Source organism: Corynebacterium provencense, from assembly GCA_900049755.1.
GTDB classification, from domain to species: Bacteria; Actinomycetota; Actinomycetes; order Mycobacteriales; family Mycobacteriaceae; genus Corynebacterium; species Corynebacterium neomassiliense.
Map to the genome: position 1 here is coordinate 416,885 of LT160593.1, position 19,887 is coordinate 436,771.

11 protein-coding genes, 1 pseudogene and 1 CRISPR repeat array (1 of these 13 running past the window's edge) are annotated in these 19,887 nt (G+C 65.7%); of the genes and pseudogenes, 2 read left to right on the forward strand and 10 right to left on the reverse strand.

All coding sequences use genetic code 11. The features are described 5' to 3' along the window. Positions 1 to 4,808: a CRISPR direct-repeat array (repeat unit 29 nt; unit sequence GGGATCATCCCCGCTCGCGCGGGGAGCAC) (it extends 2,794 nt beyond the left edge of the window). 44 nt (positions 4,809 to 4,852) lie between these two features. From cas2e to gad, 9 genes are all read right to left on the reverse strand, one after another. After that, positions 4,853 to 5,203 (reverse strand): type I-E CRISPR-associated endoribonuclease Cas2e, encoded by a 351-nt coding sequence (cas2e, locus tag BN3906_RS08360; RefSeq protein WP_066587078.1) that lies wholly within the window; start codon positions 5,201 to 5,203, stop codon positions 4,853 to 4,855. After that, positions 5,200 to 6,174: a type I-E CRISPR-associated endonuclease Cas1e gene (cas1e, locus tag BN3906_RS08365; protein WP_066589588.1), complete on the reverse strand. Its 975-nt coding sequence runs from the start codon at positions 6,172 to 6,174 to the stop codon at positions 5,200 to 5,202. Before cas1e ends, cas2e begins: the two co-directional genes overlap by 4 nt. 8 nt (positions 6,175 to 6,182) lie before the next feature. Beyond that, positions 6,183 to 6,836: a type I-E CRISPR-associated protein Cas6/Cse3/CasE gene (gene cas6e / locus BN3906_RS08370; RefSeq protein WP_066587079.1), complete on the reverse strand. Its 654-nt coding sequence runs from the start codon at positions 6,834 to 6,836 to the stop codon at positions 6,183 to 6,185. Positions 6,837 to 6,838: 2 nt separating this feature from the next. Next, the gene (gene cas5e / locus BN3906_RS08375; RefSeq protein WP_066587080.1) at positions 6,839 to 7,543 is read right to left on the reverse strand and encodes a type I-E CRISPR-associated protein Cas5/CasD; all 705 of its coding nucleotides are present in this window, start codon (positions 7,541 to 7,543) and stop codon (positions 6,839 to 6,841) included. Between the two features lie 10 nt (positions 7,544 to 7,553). Then, positions 7,554 to 8,660 (reverse strand): type I-E CRISPR-associated protein Cas7/Cse4/CasC, encoded by a 1,107-nt coding sequence (gene cas7e, locus BN3906_RS08380; RefSeq protein ID WP_066587083.1) that lies wholly within the window; start codon positions 8,658 to 8,660, stop codon positions 7,554 to 7,556. Between the two features lie 21 nt (positions 8,661 to 8,681). Further along, positions 8,682 to 9,335 carry a type I-E CRISPR-associated protein Cse2/CasB gene (gene casB / locus BN3906_RS08385; RefSeq protein ID WP_066587085.1) on the reverse strand — a complete coding sequence of 218 codons (654 nt, stop codon included), beginning with the start codon at positions 9,333 to 9,335 and terminating at the stop codon, positions 8,682 to 8,684. Then, positions 9,332 to 11,011: a type I-E CRISPR-associated protein Cse1/CasA gene (casA, locus tag BN3906_RS08390; RefSeq protein ID WP_066587087.1), complete on the reverse strand. Its 1,680-nt coding sequence runs from the start codon at positions 11,009 to 11,011 to the stop codon at positions 9,332 to 9,334. Before casA ends, casB begins: the two co-directional genes overlap by 4 nt. Before the next feature lie 341 nt (positions 11,012 to 11,352). Further along, positions 11,353 to 14,100 carry a CRISPR-associated helicase Cas3' gene (gene cas3, locus BN3906_RS08395; RefSeq protein WP_261796922.1) on the reverse strand — a complete coding sequence of 916 codons (2,748 nt, stop codon included), beginning with the start codon at positions 14,098 to 14,100 and terminating at the stop codon, positions 11,353 to 11,355. A 145-nt stretch (positions 14,101 to 14,245) separates the two neighbouring features. Beyond that, complete coding sequence (gene gad / locus BN3906_RS08400) at positions 14,246 to 15,646, reverse strand: glutamate decarboxylase (protein ID WP_147592885.1); 1,401 nt, start codon at positions 15,644 to 15,646, stop codon at positions 14,246 to 14,248. A 434-nt stretch (positions 15,647 to 16,080) separates the two neighbouring features. Between gad and BN3906_RS08405 the strand changes: the two genes are divergently transcribed. After that, the gene (locus BN3906_RS08405; RefSeq protein ID WP_222705277.1) at positions 16,081 to 16,350 is read left to right on the forward strand and encodes a hypothetical protein; all 270 of its coding nucleotides are present in this window, start codon (positions 16,081 to 16,083) and stop codon (positions 16,348 to 16,350) included. 88 nt (positions 16,351 to 16,438) lie between these two features. Here BN3906_RS08405 and BN3906_RS08410 read toward each other — a convergent pair whose 3' ends face one another. Next, entirely contained in the window at positions 16,439 to 18,016 is a 1,578-nt protein-coding gene (locus BN3906_RS08410) for a class I adenylate-forming enzyme family protein (protein ID WP_066587100.1), read from the reverse strand. A 140-nt stretch (positions 18,017 to 18,156) separates the two neighbouring features. On the opposite strand from BN3906_RS08410, the pseudogene BN3906_RS15490 reads away from it, so the two are divergent. Further along, a pseudogene (locus BN3906_RS15490) lies at positions 18,157 to 19,870 on the forward strand (acyl-CoA dehydrogenase family protein). Positions 19,871 to 19,887: the final 17 nt, after the last annotated feature.

Sequence of the window (19,887 nt, forward strand, 5' to 3'; positions counted from 1 at the left end):
GCATCGGCGGCTAACGGGGATCATCCCCGCTCGCGCGGGGAGCACTTCTTCCCGTGCTCCGTCCACCGGTTGCTGAACGGATCATCCCCGCTCGCGCGGGGAGCACCGTGCTCTTCTCGCCGCTTCGGGGGCGGTGGAGGGATCATCCCCGCTCGCGCGGGGAGCACGCCCGTCCTCGGTCAGCTCGCCGGCATCATCGGGGATCATCCCCGCTCGCGCGGGGAGCACCCTCGACGAGCTCCGCGCCAATCCCGGAGCCGAGGATCATCCCCGCTCGCGCGGGGAGCACGTGGGGGAGTTAGACCCCGTATCTCTCCCCTAGGGATCATCCCCGCTCGCGCAGGGAGCACCGCGTTTTCCTCAGTGGGGGGTGTGGAACGCTGGGATCATCCCCGCTCGCGCGGGGAGCACTCGCCGCGGAAGCCGACCAGCGGAGCGCCGCGGGGATCATCCCCGCTCGCGCGGGGAGCACGTTCACGTCGTAGGCGTTGGCGAGGGTGATGAGGGATCATCCCCGCTCGCGCGGGGAGCACTCTGCTCCCCGCTCGAGGTGGGCAAAGACTCTGGGATCATCCCCGCTCGCGCGGGGAGCACCCGCCCCCTCGAGGACGACAGTGCCACGGCATGGGATCATCCCCGCTCGCGCGGGGAGCACGTGTTCGCCTGCGAAGTCCGGGGCGAGGACGAGGGATCATCCCCGCTCGCGCGGGGAGCACCTCGGACACGACCAGGGACGAGTTGTGCCGGAGGGATCATCCCCGCTCGCGCGGGGAGCACCCCCCGGATCGGGGTGAGGTTCAGGCGTGCGCGGGATCATCCCCGCTCGCGCGGGGAGCACAATCTTGCTGAGGCGAAGGACAAGGTCGGTGAGGGATCATCCCCGCTCGCGCGGGGAGCACTTTCCTCCATCATCACATCCTCAAGGTCGTCAAGGATCATCCCCGCTCGCGCGGGGAGCACTCGAACACCACGGCTAAACCGGGGGCAGGGGAGGGATCATCCCCGCTCGCGCGGGGAGCACTGGGGGAGTGTTCGATATGGTGCACAAATAGGCGGATCATCCCCGCTCGCGCGGGGAGCACGGTCCGGCGAGCTTCATTCTCCCCGATTTCTCGGGATCATCCCCGCTCGCGCGGGGAGCACGACCTGGAGGTCACGCCGCACCTGATAGAAGTCTGGATCATCCCCGCTCGCGCGGGGAGCACTCAATGCCCCGGAAGTTAAAACCCTGGTGCGAGGGATCATCCCCGCTCGCGCGGGGAGCACGAACAAGTACATGTCCGCGTTTCGCTTCGCCAGGGATCATCCCCGCTCGCGCGGGGAGCACTTTCCTCGCACGGTTCGTGGTTCAGTGGGGCGGGGATCATCCCCGCTCGCGCGGGGAGCACGATGATTCCGTGTGGACGGTGATCCATTCCCGGGGATCATCCCCGCTCGCGCGGGGAGCACGGATGACTCTCCCGCCACCATGGCTCCCGTGGGGGATCATCCCCGCTCGCGCGGGGAGCACGGAAGGACTGGTGGGGAAGATGGTGGGAAAAAGGGATCATCCCCGCTCGCGCGGGGAGCACGGTGAGCGCTGGATCGCGAAGAATTGCGATGTGGGATCATCCCCGCTCGCGCGGGGAGCACATCGCCGGGCAGGCAGGCATGGCCGCAGCCCGGGGATCATCCCCGCTCGCGCGGGGAGCACTCGGATCGGAGAACGACACCGACCCCAGGGACGGGATCATCCCCGCTCGCGCGGGGAGCACCGGGTTGCGGTCCAGCCGCTCGGCTGCGAGTCGGGATCATCCCCGCTCGCGCGGGGAGCACTTGGGGGTTGTGGCTGTCATCCGAAGTCCGTCACGGATCATCCCCGCTCGCGCGGGGAGCACTAACCGCGTGGATCACTCTTGCCTGGATATGGGGGATCATCCCCGCTCGCGCGGGGAGCACACGGTAGGCGTCCGCCACGGCCTTGGTGAGGGGGGATCATCCCCGCTCGCGCGGGGAGCACCACCACTTAGCTGCACCGGCAACCGGCCCGCCCGGATCATCCCCGCTCGCGCGGGGAGCACGTGGAGGTCACACCGGGTAGGCGGACAACATCGGGATCATCCCCGCTCGCGCGGGGAGCACCACGTGAAACTCGTGGACTCCGCCGTGTTGACCGGATCATCCCCGCTCGCGCGGGGAGCACGAGTTGCTGCAGACGCAGAAAAATGAGGGGGGGGGGATCATCCCCGCTCGCGCGGGGAGCACAGGATTCACCATTCGTTGTGGCAGCATTGGGACGGATCATCCCCGCTCGCGCGGGGAGCACGGAGGGGATTGTCACCGCGCAGATCGCGGTTGCGGATCATCCCCGCTCGCGCGGGGAGCACTCCACCTCCCGGTGGGCTGTTGTCGGCCCCGAGGGATCATCCCCGCTCGCGCGGGGAGCACTTCGCCGCCACCTCGGTGGTGAACGCCTTGAACGGATCATCCCCGCTCGCGCGGGGAGCACACACCTGGCATAGTGCGTCGAACTCTGCGAGCGCTGGATCATCCCCGCTCGCGCGGGGAGCACTGATCCGCTTTCTTTCGATGGATGGCTGCAAGGGGATCATCCCCGCTCGCGCGGGGAGCACGACCTCCCACACTCCGGCGAACGGGTCGGGGAGGGATCATCCCCGCTCGCGCGGGGAGCACGAACTGAACAGAGATGAAAGACCCGCAGGGATAGGATCATCCCCGCTCGCGCGGGGAGCACTTTTCCTTGTCGGTGCGCATGTCTGCGACCCGCGGATCATCCCCGCTCGCGCGGGGAGCACATGAGGTTGGAACGACCCAGGTGAAGGCCAATGGGATCATCCCCGCTCGCGCGGGGAGCACTCAGACACCTCGGGAAGCGGTATCGGGTCGAAGGGATCATCCCCGCTCGCGCGGGGAGCACACTTGCCGAAGCGGTAGGTGGGCCGGTACTGCCGGATCATCCCCGCTCGCGCGGGGAGCACGCCCTGCGTGCCGTCGAGAAGCGTGCCGACAGGGGATCATCCCCGCTCGCGCGGGGAGCACGGCGCCGGCGTCGGTGGCAAGCGACGACAGGACGGATCATCCCCGCTCGCGCGGGGAGCACGACGATCTCCGCCTCGTGGGCCTGTGTGGTGAGGGATCATCCCCGCTCGCGCGGGGAGCACAGCTGCTCCTCCGGGGTCACGCTGCGGTCTCCGGGATCATCCCCGCTCGCGCGGGGAGCACCGTCCCCCGAAGACGTCGAGGACGTCGAGGACGGGATCATCCCCGCTCGCGCGGGGAGCACATTGCTGCGGAGTTGCCAGCGGCAGATGTGCCGGGATCATCCCCGCTCGCGCGGGGAGCACAGTCTGTTGCCCAGGCTTCCGCCGCGTTGGGCGGGATCATCCCCGCTCGCGCGGGGAGCACTGGGCCACGGCCTCCGCCTTGGCACGCCACACGGGATCATCCCCGCTCGCGCGGGGAGCACCGGGGTCTGCCCGTGTAACCGAAGGGTTGCTGGGGATCATCCCCGCTCGCGCGGGGAGCACGCCTCGGCTAGTGCTCCTGCGCCCATCGTGTGGGGATCATCCCCGCTCGCGCGGGGAGCACGTCCAGCGCGTGCAACTACGAGAGATTGAGGGGGGATCATCCCCGCTCGCGCGGGGAGCACTACACGCCCGGGCGTGGCGGGCGGCGGATCAAGGGATCATCCCCGCTCGCGCGGGGAGCACGTTGAGGGGCCTGAGCCTGGTGTTCCTCCACGGGGATCATCCCCGCTCGCGCGGGGAGCACAGAGCCTTCGGGGCGCGCAGCACGTCAATATTGGGATCATCCCCGCTCGCGCGGGGAGCACGAGTCGTTCCACCTCGGCGCGGGCTTCGTCCCGGGATCATCCCCGCTCGCGCGGGGAGCACCAGTGACTTTCCCCGGCAAGGAGACGAATTGGGGGATCATCCCCGCTCGCGCGGGGAGCACAATGGTCTGACACCTGCCGCGCAAGACGCCGCGGGATCATCCCCGCTCGCGCGGGGAGCACACTTTCGTGAATCCGCTTATGACTGCCGATGTGGGATCATCCCCGCTCGCGCGGGGAGCACTTTCGCTGTTGGGCTGGAGCCTTTTGCCGGGCGGGATCATCCCCGCTCGCGCGGGGAGCACCGCAATCGCTTCTCACTGGTCATTCCTGGTTCCGGATCATCCCCGCTCGCGCGGGGAGCACTTTTCGTTTCTGTCATTCACCCTCCTTCATTCGGGATCATCCCCGCTCGCGCGGGGAGCACACACCAGAAACAGGAGCACAACAATGGATCCAGGGATCATCCCCGCTCGCGCGGGGAGCACCTCGTCCCTGGTCGTGTCCGAGGATGAGCCACGGGATCATCCCCGCTCGCGCGGGGAGCACAACCGCGCCTTTACGAAACGCCCGCCAGTACGCGGATCATCCCCGCTCGCGCGGGGAGCACATGAGGTTGGAACGTCCCAGGTGAAGGCCGATGGGATCATCCCCGCTCGCGCGGGGAGCACTTCTCCCACAGACGTGCGAGGTCCTCGGCACTGGGATCATCCCCGCTCGCGCGGGGAGCACCGGGCGGTGAGGTCCCGTCTGACCACCTCACCGGGATCATCCCCGCTCGCGCGGGGAGCACGTTCGCGTGTCGAATGTTCGATTTTCGTGAAAGGGATCATCCCCGCTCGCGCGGGGAGCACGCGGTGGAGTGGCCCGAGGACCACTATTGGCGGGGATCATCCCCGCTCGCGCGGGGAGCACTTCACCCGGACCAGCTGCATCACAGCACCCCGGGGATCATCCCCGCTCGCGCGGGGAGCACACTCGCTGATCAGCACGTTTTCGATCTCAGTCAGCGATTTTACATCACTTGCGTCGGCGGCCGGCCTTGCGCATACGCGACGCCCTGGACCATCCAGCTTTCATCGCACCCTTCTCCGTCGTGACCGGACGTTTCATCAGTGTCAGTCCCTCAAGGTCCGTCGGCACCCACTCACCGCGGTGGACCTTCATGATGAACCCCTGCTCATTTTTCGATGTCGGATATGTCAGGACCGCCCGTCCCGACTCCATCTCGCTGATCACGAGCAGCCATAATTCGTCACGGACGCGTGCACTGACACGTCCGACATACACCCCTGGGCTCACCTCCATCAGCCACCGAGTGAGATGGCCACGGAGTTTCGCTGGAGATGCGGACAGCACAAGGGTCATCATGACCGAGATGCCTCCTCATCCTCGGGGCCCTCGCCGTAGTTCATGCCGCCCACAACGTTGCGGGTCCGGTCGTCCCAGAGATTGACGACATCCGCCCACAGATCCTCCTCACCCGCTTCGTTCTTCTCATCCACGAGCAGCACCGCGATATCGTGGGCGATACGCTCCGAAAGGCGGAGTTCCTTGATCCTGTCCCGGACGGCCCGACGAGTGACGCCGGCAATGTCTGCGAAATCAGCTGCGCCATCATCCTGCAGCTTTTTCACGATGTCAAAGGCAACCGGGATCGTACATTCAGCTTTGTAGAGGTCTGCGACGTCATATACGAAGGCCCTGTCATGTCCCGTGTGCACAAATCCCAGCCCCGGACTGCATCCGAGAGCAGTGATCACGGCGTGGGACAGACCGTAGAGCGCAGCATGGGCTGCAGACAATGCCTGATTAATAGGATCACCGGTACTGAAATCATTCGGGTCATAGGTCCGACGCGTCCATTCCACACCAGTGGCATCGGCACATTCCCGGTAGATCTTCCTGACCCTGGCGCCTTCTTTACCTCGGAGTTGCTGCATTGTCAGACCAGAAGTGTCCTCGCCCGGGAACCTCATAGCGTACATTTCCCGGGCGACGGCCAGCCGGCTCCTGGTATTCGAGACTTTCTTCGCCTGTGCTTCCAGCAGTTTCGTGGAACGAGCGATCGACCGTCCGTGGGCGTAATAACGGACGCCTTCCTCACCGACCCAGACCAGCGAACATCCGGCATCAGCCACCACGGTCACCGCCTGATGGGTCAGTCTGGTACCCGGACCGAGCAACAGTACGCTGAGCGCGGCCACCGGGACATGGATGACGCCGGTGTCGTCAGTTGCGGTCAGTGCGCCCCCGTCGCGTCCCAGGGTGCAGTGTTCCAGGTAAAGGAAACTGACCCGGTCAGTGACCCTGGCAAGTTGTCGGGGTGTAGACGGGAGCATTCCGCCGTTCACGTGCCGACCTTCGCCAGGGTCAGCAGGCCACAGCCGTACGCCTTCGCTTTACCGATACCGGAGGTCAAGGTCTTCTCCAGCAGATCACGGTCAGTGACCTCCAGAAGCCCCTGGTACGAAACACGGACCAGGGTAACTTTCCTGCCTTTCCGGTCAAAGACCAGGTGCTCACTCCCGGTGACGGTCGCGGCTACCGCGTCCTCCTCACCGAGGAACCTCGCACCCATGGCTTCCTGCCTGTCGAGCAGCCACTGCAACTGGTACTCGGGCTTCTGGTGAACGCGACGTTTCTTCACCCCGCCTTCAGTGACGATGTGGACGGGATTGGCGACAAGGCGGAATGCGTACTGCTGCCCCTTCATCAGCTGACCGGTCAGCCGGGAGTAGTCCCGGGTCTCCCAGGTCTGCTGTTGCGACCACCCAGCCTGCTCCTGAAGGTGTTCGAAGGACGGGACAGCGGGGCTCAGCATCCACAAGGCGGTCTTCTCACCGCTACGGTCGATGCTCCACAGGACCCGACCATCGTCTGACGCAGCGTCAGTACCCGGGGGGAATGAAGACAGCACGGCCGCATGCATCATCTCCGGATTCGCCAGCAGGGCACGGCAGTGCCGCCGCTGCGGATTCAGGTACATCCGAGACAGGTACATCGTCAGATTCCTCCAAGGAGTGTGAACGGGTCATGCTGATCAAGGTCATAGCCGTCGGGGTTGTCCATGCTGACCCATTCATGCCGGACGCCACGCAGCTCATAGCGACGGTCACGGGGATCGAAACTCACGGGAGCATCCCGGATCTGTTCATCGGGGACCTCCCCGGCACGGACATCCCGGCTGACCGGTAGGTCGAGGGTTTTCGGCTGCTTTTTCCGGTACCAGGCAGCTGCAAGCCATGGAGCCTGCTTCAACGCATCGACCGGTTCCGCGTCCACGATTCCCCGGGGTATCCGGCCGGCAGGTGGGCAGGAGCGGCGTCCGAGATAGAGCGGGAACTCGGGTGTCCGCAGCGCAGCATCGAGGGTCTCAAGGAGTTCACGGTCCCCGCCGACGGCGACCGTGAACTTGAAGTCCTGCAGGTACCAGCGGTTCGTCAGAGGCTTGGACTTCGGGGCTTTCGGACGCCAGTCGATCTCCGTCTGGAAGTCCCGCAGCAGACTTCCCTGTTGGTCGGTCCGGACGGCGAAAGACAGATCTAGCAGATCAGCAACTGAATCGGTCCGGTAACGGCCCTGGGCGGCAGCGATCATTCCGAGAACGCCGCTCTTCGTAGGGATCTTCTGCGTGGACCGGGTGACGAATCTCCCGGTCACACCCCAGGACTGGAGTGGCCCGTCAAGGGCCAGGACAAGTGTCGGCATCGTTCTCCGCCTACTTGCCGGACTCTTCGCTGACAGCTGCGCCGACTGCGCTGATCAGATCGGGGAAGGATGCTGCGGTGGAACGTCCGTCCAGCGCAGACAGCAGTTCAGGGGTTGATGCCCGCTCGTTCACGAGGAACAGGGACGTTGCCGGCTTTGTTCCGAAATCGCGGTCTCCGTCAACGGCGTACCTGGCGAGCTCAACTGCTGCGGAGGCAAGTGCCGTGCCGTCGTTGGCGACCGGCTTCTCGAAGGCATTCACCAGGGACACGGGCTGATCGGTACGGACCTCCGCGAGGATGAAGTCCGGGCGCGTCCGGTTGGCGAAAGTGTTCTGCTTACCGGTCGGCATGGACAGGCTGAATGCCTGGATGAATGCCTCTACCGCCTGAGCGGCAGCGGTACGGTCGCCGAGGTTCGCAGCCAACGTGTCAATGTCGACGGTGGCGTACCGGTAGAGGGTGGAAGAGACGAATTCCACGGTCCCGATCATGCCGGCGCCGGCATTGTCCTCCGGCGCGTTGTCGTCGACAGCGGTGAAGTAGTCGAACTCCGTGGTCGCCTTGTGGACACTCAGGGCGTGCTCCACCTGGCAGGCAGCGTCGACGTTCAGCTCGGGGGCGTCCGCGAGCATCCGACCGAACAAAGCGATATCCACAGCGGTGGTTCCCACCAGTGCTGCACGGGCGTCCTTCTTCGACAGCTTCTCGTTGCCGTCCGCGAGACCGGCCGCCAGTTCGGCGAAACGCTCGATCTCCTGGCGGGACAGGAAAACCAGGTAGGAGGTCTGGTCGGTGTGCTTCCTGTCCATGGTGATACCGGCGGCCTTGAGAACCTCACCCGCGAACTCCAGCGCCTCTTCCTCGGAGAGCTCCGGACGCAGTCCCCGGAGCTTCTCGGCGACACGGAGCGCACCGTACTTCGTCCGCTCGCCGAGCTGTTCTGCGTCGAGCAGATCGGCGAACCCCTTACGGGCTGCCCGCTTCCAGGCCTGGCTGGAGACGCGGTGCCGTTCGACGCCACCGAACCGGGCGCTCTTCGGTGATCCGGTGTCGTCGCGGTTGATGCAGGACGGAGGGACGAGCTGGAGAATGTGGAGGTCAAGGTAGGTCGTCATGGGTCTGTTTCCTTACGTATGTCAGTTTTCGGAGGATGGGTTGTTGTCGGTGGCATCGGAGGCCCCGGGGGCCTCGGGTCGGTAGGTGTAGAAGTCGCGTCCCCACCGCAGCCGGACAGTGTCCCGGTACTCGGGCACCGGATAGCTGTAGAGGTCCCGGACCAGTCGGCCGTAGTCCAGGGGAATCCCCTCCGCCCGGAGCTGGGTGATAAGACCGCGGAGGTGCCAGAGCATCTCCTCGAGCGAATCTGCAGTGCTCAGTGCATTGAAGCGCCGGATCAACGGCCCACTGTCCAGGGCATCGGAGCCCCCGGTCCGCTGGTGCAGGATCCGGAGCGACCGTCCGAGGCCCCACCCGGACTGGTGCATCCGCTCGCTCCGGGACTGCTGGTGGACAGCGAAAAGGCAGAGTGCGGTGTGCGCCGCCTGTTCCGCAGGACTCGGCACATCACCGTGTCCGATGAGGTTCTCCGGAAGCCCGCCGAGGGTGATCTCCCAGACCTCAGGGACCGATCCTGCCGGTCTGGTCAGGGCCCTACGAAGTCTCGCCGCCGTCGCTTTCGCCGCAGAGGACTGCTGGTCGACAAGACCGGCCTGGATCCGCTCGACCTTTCCCACGACGTATCTGGCGAGTTCCGTCGCCTTACCCGTCGATGACGTTGTCTGTCCCGTCATGCGTTCTCTCCGTTCTCCGTGTTCCTGCGGGGTTCTTTCCCGAGGCAGTCATTGAGGTTCTTCCGCAGCCAGTCAACCGCTACAGCTCCGGTCACCCGACGGGTGCCGTCCCAGCGTCCCGCCCAGACAGCAGGACCCTGAGCCGTCAACAGGTCATTGGCCAGGTCTGTCGCCGTGGAGCGGGTTTTCCCGGCCCAGCCGGAGAGGGCAGCGTCCCTGTCCGTGTCCGGGCCGAGGCGACGGAGCCAGACGCGGAATTCGGCGTCCACCCGGGTGTAGAACTCCGCCTGTATCCGGTCGGTGTCCGCGTCATCCTGGTTCCCGGACACGGCAAACGCAATGTTCCTGGCGAACATCCACAGGCATCTGGCTGCGCCGTCCGCGAACTCGACGGCCCGGCGCGCGGTAGCCCGGAGCTGGTCGTTGTCCAGCGCGAGCATCGGCGACTGCACGGTGATCGCGTCTTCGACGATGCCGGCGAAGCTCGACTGCTGAGGGCCGTACTCCATGGAGACCATGCGGATCCGGATGTCCCGGTCATCGGGGAGAACCTCCGCACCGACCAGTTGGCCCACCCATCGGACATTTCCGGCGGGGATCGACTTGTCCACATCGACCTTTGTTCCGTCAACCTTGAAAGTGGTCTGCGGTACATCATTGTTGGGAAGAATCCCGCCCAGCGACCGCCACATGGTGCGGCCGGCGTCCAGAGTCTGCGGCATGTACCTGATCACCTTCGCCTTCCTGGACTGTGGCTCGCTGAACCTCCACGGGGTCATCGTCTCGATACCTCGCTTGGTGGTGTAGCCGACCGGATCGCCGTTGGTGATGAGGACGCCGGTCACGGCGTCCTCCTCCCACCGCAGCAACAGACGACGCTGCGGCCATGTCAGCAGTTCCACCGGTCCGGTTGTCCCGTTCTCGGTCTGCGGTTCAATCCGGTAGCGGGGATCGTCACGGGGGCCGGGACCAACCCCGTCGATCTCCCAGAGCGGCTGGTCCTCGGTTCCCGCCTGTTCCCGGTTCGGCACGTAGTTGAGCAGGAGTGTCTCGCGGAGATCTCTTCCCTCCACCATTGTGCCGCCAAGCCAGCCGCACCAGCCGATCCCGATCGGATAGCCTCTGCCGCCTTTGACCCGGTCATCTCCGACAGCACCGGACTTGATGCCGGAGAAATCGAAAGCCATGCAGTGGACCAGCATCTGGGCGGCTTCAGCCGCATCGACAGAAGCCAGTCCGGAGCGCATCGTGTAGAGATCGCCGGTATCCCCGACGTCCGGGAAGAGGATGTCCAGGGACTTCCACTCCCCTTTCGACGTATGCAGGCCGGCCACCTGGAAGAAAGGATGCTCCGCGTCCCGGATGTCGAACCTGTCCTGCCACTGATCGAGGTATCCGGCGACGGCGTCGTCGAGCAGAGTGCCCTGGTCCCACTTCTCCTGCCAGTGTTCGAGCGCATTGTCGAGGTTGCGCCACTTCCTGCTGTCCCACGCCCGGTACAGGATCGCCTCCACCATGCGGAGAACCGCAAAATTCACGGTACCCAGAGGCGCGGCGAACGCCCGGTAGTCGGACGCATCCCGCAGCAGTACCCGGATGCCGACCCTGGACTCGACGCCCTGATGATCGACGACATCGATCCAGGCCTCATCCAGGAGGTTGTAGTGTTCCACCATCCACCCTCTCTTAAACCTAACGTGTCATTGTCTGTAAGGTAGCGTCAAATCGAGATGCCTGCCACCAGGGGTAGTTGATTGCCACCCCCTAACCTCTTCCGGTAGGTATAGCAGCCCTGCCGGACGGCATCCGTGGAGTTCCCCCTCCTGTCGAACACCCGGATGCATGACGCCGCCCCCTGCGAGCTCTCTGGCAGATGACCGGCAGAGGCAGGAGACGGCGACAGTCCCCGCCTAGGCGGGGATCACGACTGCCCTGACAATGACACCGGGTCATCCCCACTCACGCGGGGACCTGGGGCAGTCTGCACCGAGGTTAACAGTGCCTCCAGGACAGGGGATCAACCCTTCACCCGCTCACAGAGCAACCCGAGACGGTCGTCGTACCGCAGCAGCCAGTCCCCGACGCGCTTCTCACCGGACTCGTCAAGGACCAGGGGGAGAACCCCCTTCAACCACGGTGAACTCTGCCAGGACTCCTGTCCGTCCTTCTCCAGCTCATCGAACTGAGCATCGGTGCGCATCACCCACGCCGGCAGTCGGACTGTGCACTGGGCCAGTCGGCGGGCGTACCCGTCATCGATCCCCACAAGCTCGTCGAGGAATACCCCTGCCAGCTCACGGACATGGGGAAGAGCGACAATCCGACCGTCAACACGCTGGGCCACCACAACCTCGACACTGTCGTCAGCATCCCTGACCTGGGCAAGGCCCTCGATCTCTGCGTCACTGGTCGCTGCCACGTTCCAGGTGGACAGATTCCCGTTGTCTGCCTGAGGCAGACGGAACTGCTCCGCTTTCTGCCGTTGCCCGGCCCGGAACTCCTCTTCACGCCGTTCCGCCCCTGACCACACCTCGTCCCACGTCACCGGAGGAACAAGATTCTCCGAGTACGCGGTGGCTACCAGGCCGGCGACATCCTGTGGCGAATCCACGACTCCTCCGGAATCCGCCAGGTGCCGATTCAGCGTGAGCACGGACCGGAGCAGACGGGACCGCCGGTAGACAGCCTCAATGCCGCGGGGGAACTCCGGTGCGACCTCGTCCCCGAATTCCGAACACCCGGTGATGACAAATTTCGCGTCCTTCTTGTCCTGCGGCCGAACACCTGGCGCGAAGTCGTGCCGGTGCAGTCGGCCCATCCGCTGAATCAGCAGGTCGACCGGGGCAGCATCGCTGAACATGAGGTCGAAATCGAGGTCAAGACCCTGTTCAATGACCTGGGTGGAGATAACCACCCGACCGGGCCGACGTGACGCCTCACCATCCCGGCCGAGAGCTGTCACCAGCTCCTCCTCCAGGGCAGCACGGTGATCAGTGAGGAATCTGGAGTGCAGCAGCGAGAGATTCTCCACTGTCCCGTCGAGCAGGTCGAAAAGCTGTTGCGCTCTGCTGACCGTGTTGCAGATCGCGGCGATGCATCCCCCGGTACGTGCCGCCGCTGCAACGGCGTCCGCCATCTCCTCCAGGTCACCGGGGAGGAACTCGACCCGGGTCCGACGGGTCCGGTCACCGGCGGCCGGAACAACGACACCGGCGGAGGCTCCGGTGACCCAGGTGATCCGCGGATAGGCACTGGAGTCCTCCAGCGCGATGTGGTCGGTGTCGAATGCGCTGGCGCCTGTGGCGTAGGCGTCCACCAGTTCCTGCCGACGCGCCGGAGGCAGGGTGGCGGACAGTGCGATCACCGGGACGCCGTAGACCCCGAGCCATTCCAGGATCCTGGTCAGGTAGACGGTCATGAAGTCATCTGCCGCGTGGATCTCGTCGAGGATGACGACCTTCCCGAACAGCCCGAGATGCCGGAGCACCACATGCTTCGACTTCAGGGCCGCGAAAAGAAGCTGGTCTATGGTGCCGATGACCACTGAGGCCAGCAGTCCGGTCTTACGCCCCCGGAACCATGCGTTCGCTTCCGGAGACAGCCCTTCGTCACTGCCGTCGGAACTGTAGACGTTCGTCGGTCGTCCCTGCCCGAAGAGGGAGAGATAGTCCTTGTTGAACTGTGACTTTCCGTGGGCGAGGATCGTCGACACTTCTCCGGTCTCCGGGGAGTGCTCCAGCCAGGTCAGTACCCGATTGAACATCGCGTCGCTGGTGACACGGGTCGGCTGTCCGAAGAAGACGCCGTCCATGCCCAGCCGGTCGGCCCACACGTCAGCGGCCATCAGAGCCGCCTCCGTCTTCCCTCCGCCGGTGGCGTCCTCCACGAGGATCAGACCCGGACCGTCCATCGTTCGGACCGTCTCCACCACCGCTTCCTGCACAGGACGCATCGTCGAACCCGAGGGGAGACTGAAACGTTGCTGGAAGGCTTCAGAATCGACCGGCGACGGCGTCCACCGTCCACCCAGGTTCATCCTGCGCTGACCTTCAATGGCGCGGCGCTCCTGGTCAGTGCCGGAATCACAGCTGTACGGGAAGTTCCACGTACTGGAACCCACCCAGTCCGCGGCGACGAGCAGACCGGTGACCACTGCCTGGTCCGGGATCTCCCAGGACAGTTGTGCGAAGGTATCGATGTCTGCCTGGGTCAGTCCGAGATGCCGGACGCCCAGGTCAAGGAGCCGGAACCTGGCGTCCTTCCATTCCGCCGGTTCATTGATGAGAGGGGCGGGCTTCTTCTCCATGGAGGGGAAGGCACCGTGGTGTCCACCGAGGATGGAGAACCAGGCCCGCTTCACCCGGACACTGGGTTTTCTCGTCGCCCGTGCAGCGAGCCAGTCGACAACGGTATAAGCACTGACCAGGCCATGAGCCATCGCGCGAACTTCCTGGGGAGAGGCGAGTATAGCCGGGTAGCCGGCATTCAGGACCCGTTCGTTCAGCTCGGGCACCTTCCCCTGGAACCAGGGGGATGCCTTGCCGACATCGTGACCCCACGCCACGAACCGGAGGATCTTCCCCAGATCTCCTCCGCACCGTTCCTCGAGCATCCGGAGACGAGCAGGGGGCAGGAGATGCTTTGCCACCGGAAGTGCCACTCCACTCACGTCGGTGAGGTGCTGCCGCAGGGACAGTGAACCCGAAGTCTTGCGGTCAAACTTGGCCCAGAACACGTCCAGACTCAAGGTTTCCGTTTCATTCATGCCGACAAGCTAAACATGCGCACAGGACAGGGCGCCTGCAGCAACGAGCAATTGCGCAAGACCGTTCGAATTCTTGTTCCGGCTCCCTCCCTGCGAGGCGATCCCACAGCTCACTTCCACCGCAATCGTGAAAGCCCCCCACCCCTCAGTGATGGAACCCCGTCCCGTGTCCGCCCACGGCAGAGGACGGCAGCGGGGCGTCCAACCCGTCAAGATAGTGCACGCAGGTGCGCAGGTCTCTGACGAAGAGCGTGGCCAGGTCATTGCTCATCCCGTTGCGTACCACGATGCGCTGCACCGTCATGTCACTGAGGTTGTCGGGCATCGGATAGGCCGGCACCTGCCAGCCGTGCATACGCAGCCGGTCGGACAGGTCGTAGAGCGTCCACTTCCGCTCCCGGCGCGCGCCGCCACCGGTCCTGGCGTCCTCCCCCGCCAGCCGCCACGCGAACACCGGTATGTCCGGGTCGTCACTCCACAACTCGAAGTCCGGCATTTTCCCGATCTCGCCGGCCAGGTACCTGGCAACGTCCATGGTGGCTCCCTGCACCCGCCGGTAACCATCCATTCCCAGCTGCAGGAACAGGTAGTACTGCAGCAGTACCTGCGCACCCGGGCGCGAGAAGTTCAGTGCAAGGGTCGGCATGTCCCCGCCGAGGTAGTTGACGCGGAAGATCAGGTCCTCCGGCAGATCTTCCCGCGTACGCCACACGATCCAGCCCAGCCCGGGGTAGACCAGCCCGTACTTGTGCCCCGAGGTGTTGATGGAGGCCACCCGAGGCAGCCGGAAGTCCCACTCCAGATCCGGCTGGAGGAACGGGGCGATCATCCCGCCGGATGCGGCGTCCACGTGAATCCGGATGTCCAGGCCACGACGGGACTGGATCTCGTCGAGTGCCTCGGCGATCTCCGCCACCGGCTCATACATGCCGGTGTAGGTCACCCCCATGATCACGACCACCCCGATGGTGTTCTCGTCGACGTAACTGTCCAGGTCATGACCGTCGAGTACACGGTGTTCCTCGCTGACCGGCACGTACCGCGGCTCGACCTCGAAGTAGTTGCAGAATTTCTCCCAGCACACCTGCACTGCCGAGGAGAGCACGATATTCGGCCGCTCGGTGGATTTCCCCGCCTCCCGGCGCCCGTGCTGCCAGCGTCGCTTCAGCGCCAGGCCACCGAGCATGCACGCCTCCGAGGAGCCGACGGTGGAGGTCCCCAAGGTGTGGTCCAGATCGGGAGCGTTCCACAACCTGGCGATCATCCGCCAGCAGCGGTCCTCGATCTCCGCCGTGGCGGGGTACTCGTCCTTGTCGATCATGTTCTTGTCGAAGGCCTCGCTGTACAGCCGGTCCGCATAGTCGTCCATCCATGTGCCGACGAAGGTGGCGAGGTTCATCCGGGCGTTGCCGTCGAGCATCGCTTCGTCATGTATCAGCTGGTAGGCGGTCTCCGGAAGACTGCCGACCTCCGGAATACGGTGACGCGGGAAGCTGGTCACTTCATCGGCACGGGCGAACAGCGGGTTGAGTTCGAGGTCACTCATGAGTGGTCTCCGTTCGCGTACGGGGTCCCGAAACGCCCCGAGGATCAGGACGCCGTGGTCGTCGGAACACAGTGCCGTCGAGACTACCCGCGGCGGGTGCGGGGGCCGGCACACGGTCGGGTGCACCTCGGCCAGTCGGTGGCACGGCCGCACCAGGCGTCCCGTATTCCGGCGCTGCCTGCTGCGCCCGGGGCTCGCGCCCTGTTGTTCCCCCGTCTTTTCCTGCCGTCTTGATCTTCCGCCTCCTGGCGGCCAGCTCCCGTGCCCCGGGTCCCGTCCCTGATTCGAACAGTGAGCGGAGGTGTCGCGCGCCGCCGGTAGGGTTACGCGCGATTCAGCGTCATGTGACCCGCTGCCGGAGCGAGGAGACCTTCCCCGTGAAAGATCTCGGGCCACAGAGAAGTTCACCTCACCGGAAGCAGGGAGACAGGAATATGAGCAACGGACAGCCTTGGACACCAGCCCACGACACTCCGGCTGGACCGCGCAAGCGAGACCCGTTCATGCTCCCTGAGTTCATGGGGTGGCTGACCACGGGTATCGGAATTCTGGGAGCGGTGTCAGGTCTGGTCATGGCGCTCGACACGGACGGGGCACTGGCTGTTGCTTGCTGCGGCCTGGCCTTCGCCACGCTGGGGATGATTCTCGTCGTTGTCAGCAGGATCGGCACCGGGCTGCTCAGGGCCGGGAAGATCCAGCAGTAGCCAGCCGACTTCTCCAACTCGCGGGAGTTGACCACCCGGTGGCCGTCCCACCCGGTGACCGCCCCGCCTCACACACCCCGCCCGCTCCTCACGCGTTCACCTCCGCCCGGATAACGTGCTTGAGCAGTTTCCCGGAGGGGTTGCGCGGCAGTCCGCGGGCGACCACGACCTCGCGGGGGATCTTGTACTTCGCGAGCTTTCCGGACAGGTGGGCGCGCACCTCGTCGACACTGAGCAGCTGTCCCTCGTCGGTGACGACCACTGCGACCACGGTCTCTCCCCACTCGGGGTGGATCCTGCCGACGACGGCGACGTCCCGGACCTCCGGCATGTCCCTGATCGCCTCCTCCGCCTCGGTGGAGTACACGTTCTCACCGCCGGTGATGATGACGTCTTTCTTCCTGTCGGCGATGTAGATGTAGCCGTCGACGTCCACTTTCCCCACGTCCCCGGTGCGGTACCAGCCGTCCATGAAGGCTTCGGCTGTCGCCTCCGGGTTGGACAGGTACACGGACATCATGGAGTCGCACCTCATCCAGATCTCTCCTTCTCCGGAGGCGGTCACGTCGGTACCGTCGTCGGCGACGACCTTGAGGTCCACCCCCAGCATGCCTCTGCCGATGGAGCCTGCCTTGCGTACCTGGTCGGCGGGAACGAGTACGGAGCCCGCGGGCCCGGTCTCGGTCATGCCGTAGACCTGGTAGAAGTTCTCCGTCCCGTAGGCGGTGATGAGCATGCGTGCCATCTCCTCCCCCAGGGGTGCCGCCCCGTATATGAGCATCCGTACGCTCGTGAGGTCGTGGTCGCCGGGTTGCCGTGTACCTGTGCCACTGTCCGCGCCGGCTTTCGCGAGCTGCACGGGGGCGATGTAGGCGATCGGTGCTCCGAAGACGGAGGTGATCCTCGCTGATTCGAGTACCCCGAGGAACCGGGTGGGGTCATATTCTCTCATCAGGACCACGGTGCCGCCGACGAACAGGGTGGTGAGGGTCCAGTTGTTCAGTGGTGATGCGTGCCAGACCGGCATGCACACGAGCATGCGTTCATCGGCGGCGAAGGGCATGTTGGAGCAGATGTTGGGGGCGATGGCGCTCACTGCCCGGTGGGTGAGGACGCAGCCTTTGGGGCTCCCGGTCGATCCGGAGGTGTAGAGCACCTGCGCGTAGTCGGTGTCCCCGACGAGCGGCCCGGTCCACGGTTCGGCGGCGGTGACGGCGTCATCGAAGCTTCCCGGCGCGCTGACGGGGTCGCCGGAGGTGACGAGCCAGTCCACTCCGGGGGCGCCCTGGCGGGCGGTGTCGGCGAGACGGTCGCTGGCCACCCCGAGTACGGCCCTGGAGTGTGCGGCGATGTGGGCGATCTCGGGAGGGGTCATTTTGTGGTTCACGGGGACGAGGACGGCTCCGCAGCGCCAGATCCCGTACATGGCGACGAGGAATCCGGGGTCGTTGAGGGTCATGACCATGACCCTGTCCCCGGGGAGGACGCCGTGGTGCGTGAACACGGTCGCGGCGCGTTCCGCGGCGTCCTTCAGTTCCCGGTAGGTCATGGTCCTGACCGGGGGCCGGTCCCCGGTGTCCGGTGCGGCGGGTGTCCCTGTCCATTCGACGGCGGGGTGGTCCGGTCGGCGTCGGGTGCTGGCTTCGAGAACGTCGAAGAGGTGCATGGTCTGGCTCTCTTTCGTTGTGTGATGTAATCTGTATCACAGTGAACCACAGTTCACTGTTCGTGGGAAGTACCCCCGACAGGAACCCGTCCCGCACTCACAGCACGCACGCACAGCCCGCACGCGATACAGGGAGCACCATGACCACTTTCCTTCCCGACACCAGCACCCGCCCCGGCCCCGCCCGGGTGAACCACCGGGTGGTCAACCAGTCCGCCCCCCGGGTGGACGTCAACGAGTACACCTCCGACACCGCCCTCGTCGAAGCCGTCATCGCCTTCGGCCCCGGCAGTGCCGCCGGCACCGCAGCAGAGTCCACGGCCGCGCACGCAGCCCTCACCCGCATCGGCGCCGAGGTCGCGACCGCCTCGTACCAGCACGACGCCGACCTGTCCAACCGGATCAGCCCGGTCCACCACTCACACGACCGCTGGGGCAACCGGGTCGACCACATCGAGTTCCACCCCGCCTACCACCGCATCATGGGATACTCGGTGGGCCAGGGACTCCACACCTCCGCCTGGGCGAATCCCGGACCCGGCGCCAACGTCCTGCGTGCCGCCGGCTTCATGCTCGTCAGCCAGATCGAGGCAGGTCACGGATGCCCGGTGTCCATGACCCACGCCGTGGTCCCCGCCCTGCGCAGAAGCCCGGAGCTCGCAGAATTCTGGGAACCGAAACTCCTCTCCACGGTCTACGACCCCGAACTCCGGGACCCGGCGACCAAACAGTCCGCGATCTTCGGTATGGCCATGACCGAGAAGCAGGGCGGGTCGGATGTCCGGGCGAACACCACACGCGCCGTCCCCAACTCCGACGGTACCTGGTCTCTCACCGGCCACAAGTGGTTCTGCTCGGCACCGCAGTCCGACGCCTTCCTCGTCCTCGCCCAGACCTCCGACCCCCTCGACCCGGACTCCCGCCGGGACGCCCTGAGTTGCTTCCTCGTGCCCCGCATCCTCCCCGGCGGTGAGCGAAACCCCTTCTACGTCCAGCGCCTCAAGGACAAGCTCGGCAACCGGTCGAACTCCTCCTCCGAGATCGAACTCGACGCCACCGTCGGCTGGCTCGTCGGCGAGCAGGGCCGCGGCGTCCCGACCATCATCGAGATGGTCAACCGCACCCGGCTGGACTGCATCATCGGCTCCGCCGCCGGACTGCGCCAGGGGGTCCGCCCGGCACCGTGCGGCGTTCGGCGCCACCCTCATCGACCAGCCGGCGATGGTCAACGTCATCGCCGACCTGCAGCTCGAGAGCGAGGCGGCGACGTGGACGGCCGTGCGTCTGGCGTCCGCCCATGACGCCCCCGACACCGGCCACGAGGCCGACTTCCGGCGCCTCGCCACCGCCGTGGCGAAGTACTGGGTGTGCAAACGCGGTCCCCACCACGCCTACGAGTCGCTGGAATGTCTCGGCGGCAACGGCTATACCGAACTGTTCCCCATGGCCCGCCGCCTGCGCGAAGCCCCGGTCAACGCGGTGTGGGAGGGCTCCGGCAACGTCATCGCCCTGGACGTGCTGCGCGCCCTGGCGAAGCAGCCGGCGGCCGCCGAGGCCTTCCTCGCCGAGATGTCCACCACCCTCGGCACCGACGAACGGTATGACGCCCAGTTCCGCCGCATGCACGCCCTGCTGGAGGCGGCGTCCTCCGATCCGGGGTCGGCGGCGGGGCTCGCACGGCAGCTCATCGAGGCCCTGGCCCTGACGCTGCAGGCCCAGGTCCTGCTGACCCACGCCCCGGCACCCGTGGCCACCGCATTCCTGGCGGGACGCCTCGACCCCACGACCCGTGGCATGGAGTACGGCACCCTCCCGGCGGAGGTGGACCTCGGCGCCCTGGTCGACCGGGCCTGAAGGCACCGGCGGCCGGC

Bases quoted from the DNA above. Each gene is read 5' to 3' on its own strand.
- cas7e (WP_066587083.1), bottom strand. From the start codon at position 8,660: ATGACGACCTACCTTGACCTCCACATTCTCCAGCTCGTCCCTCCGTCC.
- casB (WP_066587085.1), bottom strand. From the start codon at position 9,335: ATGACGGGACAGACAACGTCATCGACGGGTAAGGCGACGGAACTCGCC.
- casA (WP_066587087.1), bottom strand. From the start codon at position 11,011: ATGGTGGAACACTACAACCTCCTGGATGAGGCCTGGATCGATGTCGTC.
- BN3906_RS08410 (WP_066587100.1), bottom strand. From the start codon at position 18,016: ATGCACCTCTTCGACGTTCTCGAAGCCAGCACCCGACGCCGACCGGAC.
- cas1e (WP_066589588.1), bottom strand. From the start codon at position 6,174: ATGCTCCCGTCTACACCCCGACAACTTGCCAGGGTCACTGACCGGGTC.
- cas3 (WP_261796922.1), bottom strand. From the start codon at position 14,100: ATGAATGAAACGGAAACCTTGAGTCTGGACGTGTTCTGGGCCAAGTTT.
- cas6e (WP_066587079.1), bottom strand. From the start codon at position 6,836: ATGTACCTGTCTCGGATGTACCTGAATCCGCAGCGGCGGCACTGCCGT.
- cas5e (WP_066587080.1), bottom strand. From the start codon at position 7,543: ATGCCGACACTTGTCCTGGCCCTTGACGGGCCACTCCAGTCCTGGGGT.
- BN3906_RS08405 (WP_222705277.1), top strand. From the start codon at position 16,081: ATGAGCAACGGACAGCCTTGGACACCAGCCCACGACACTCCGGCTGGA.
- cas2e (WP_066587078.1), bottom strand. From the start codon at position 5,203: ATGATGACCCTTGTGCTGTCCGCATCTCCAGCGAAACTCCGTGGCCAT.
- gad (WP_147592885.1), bottom strand. From the start codon at position 15,646: ATGAGTGACCTCGAACTCAACCCGCTGTTCGCCCGTGCCGATGAAGTG.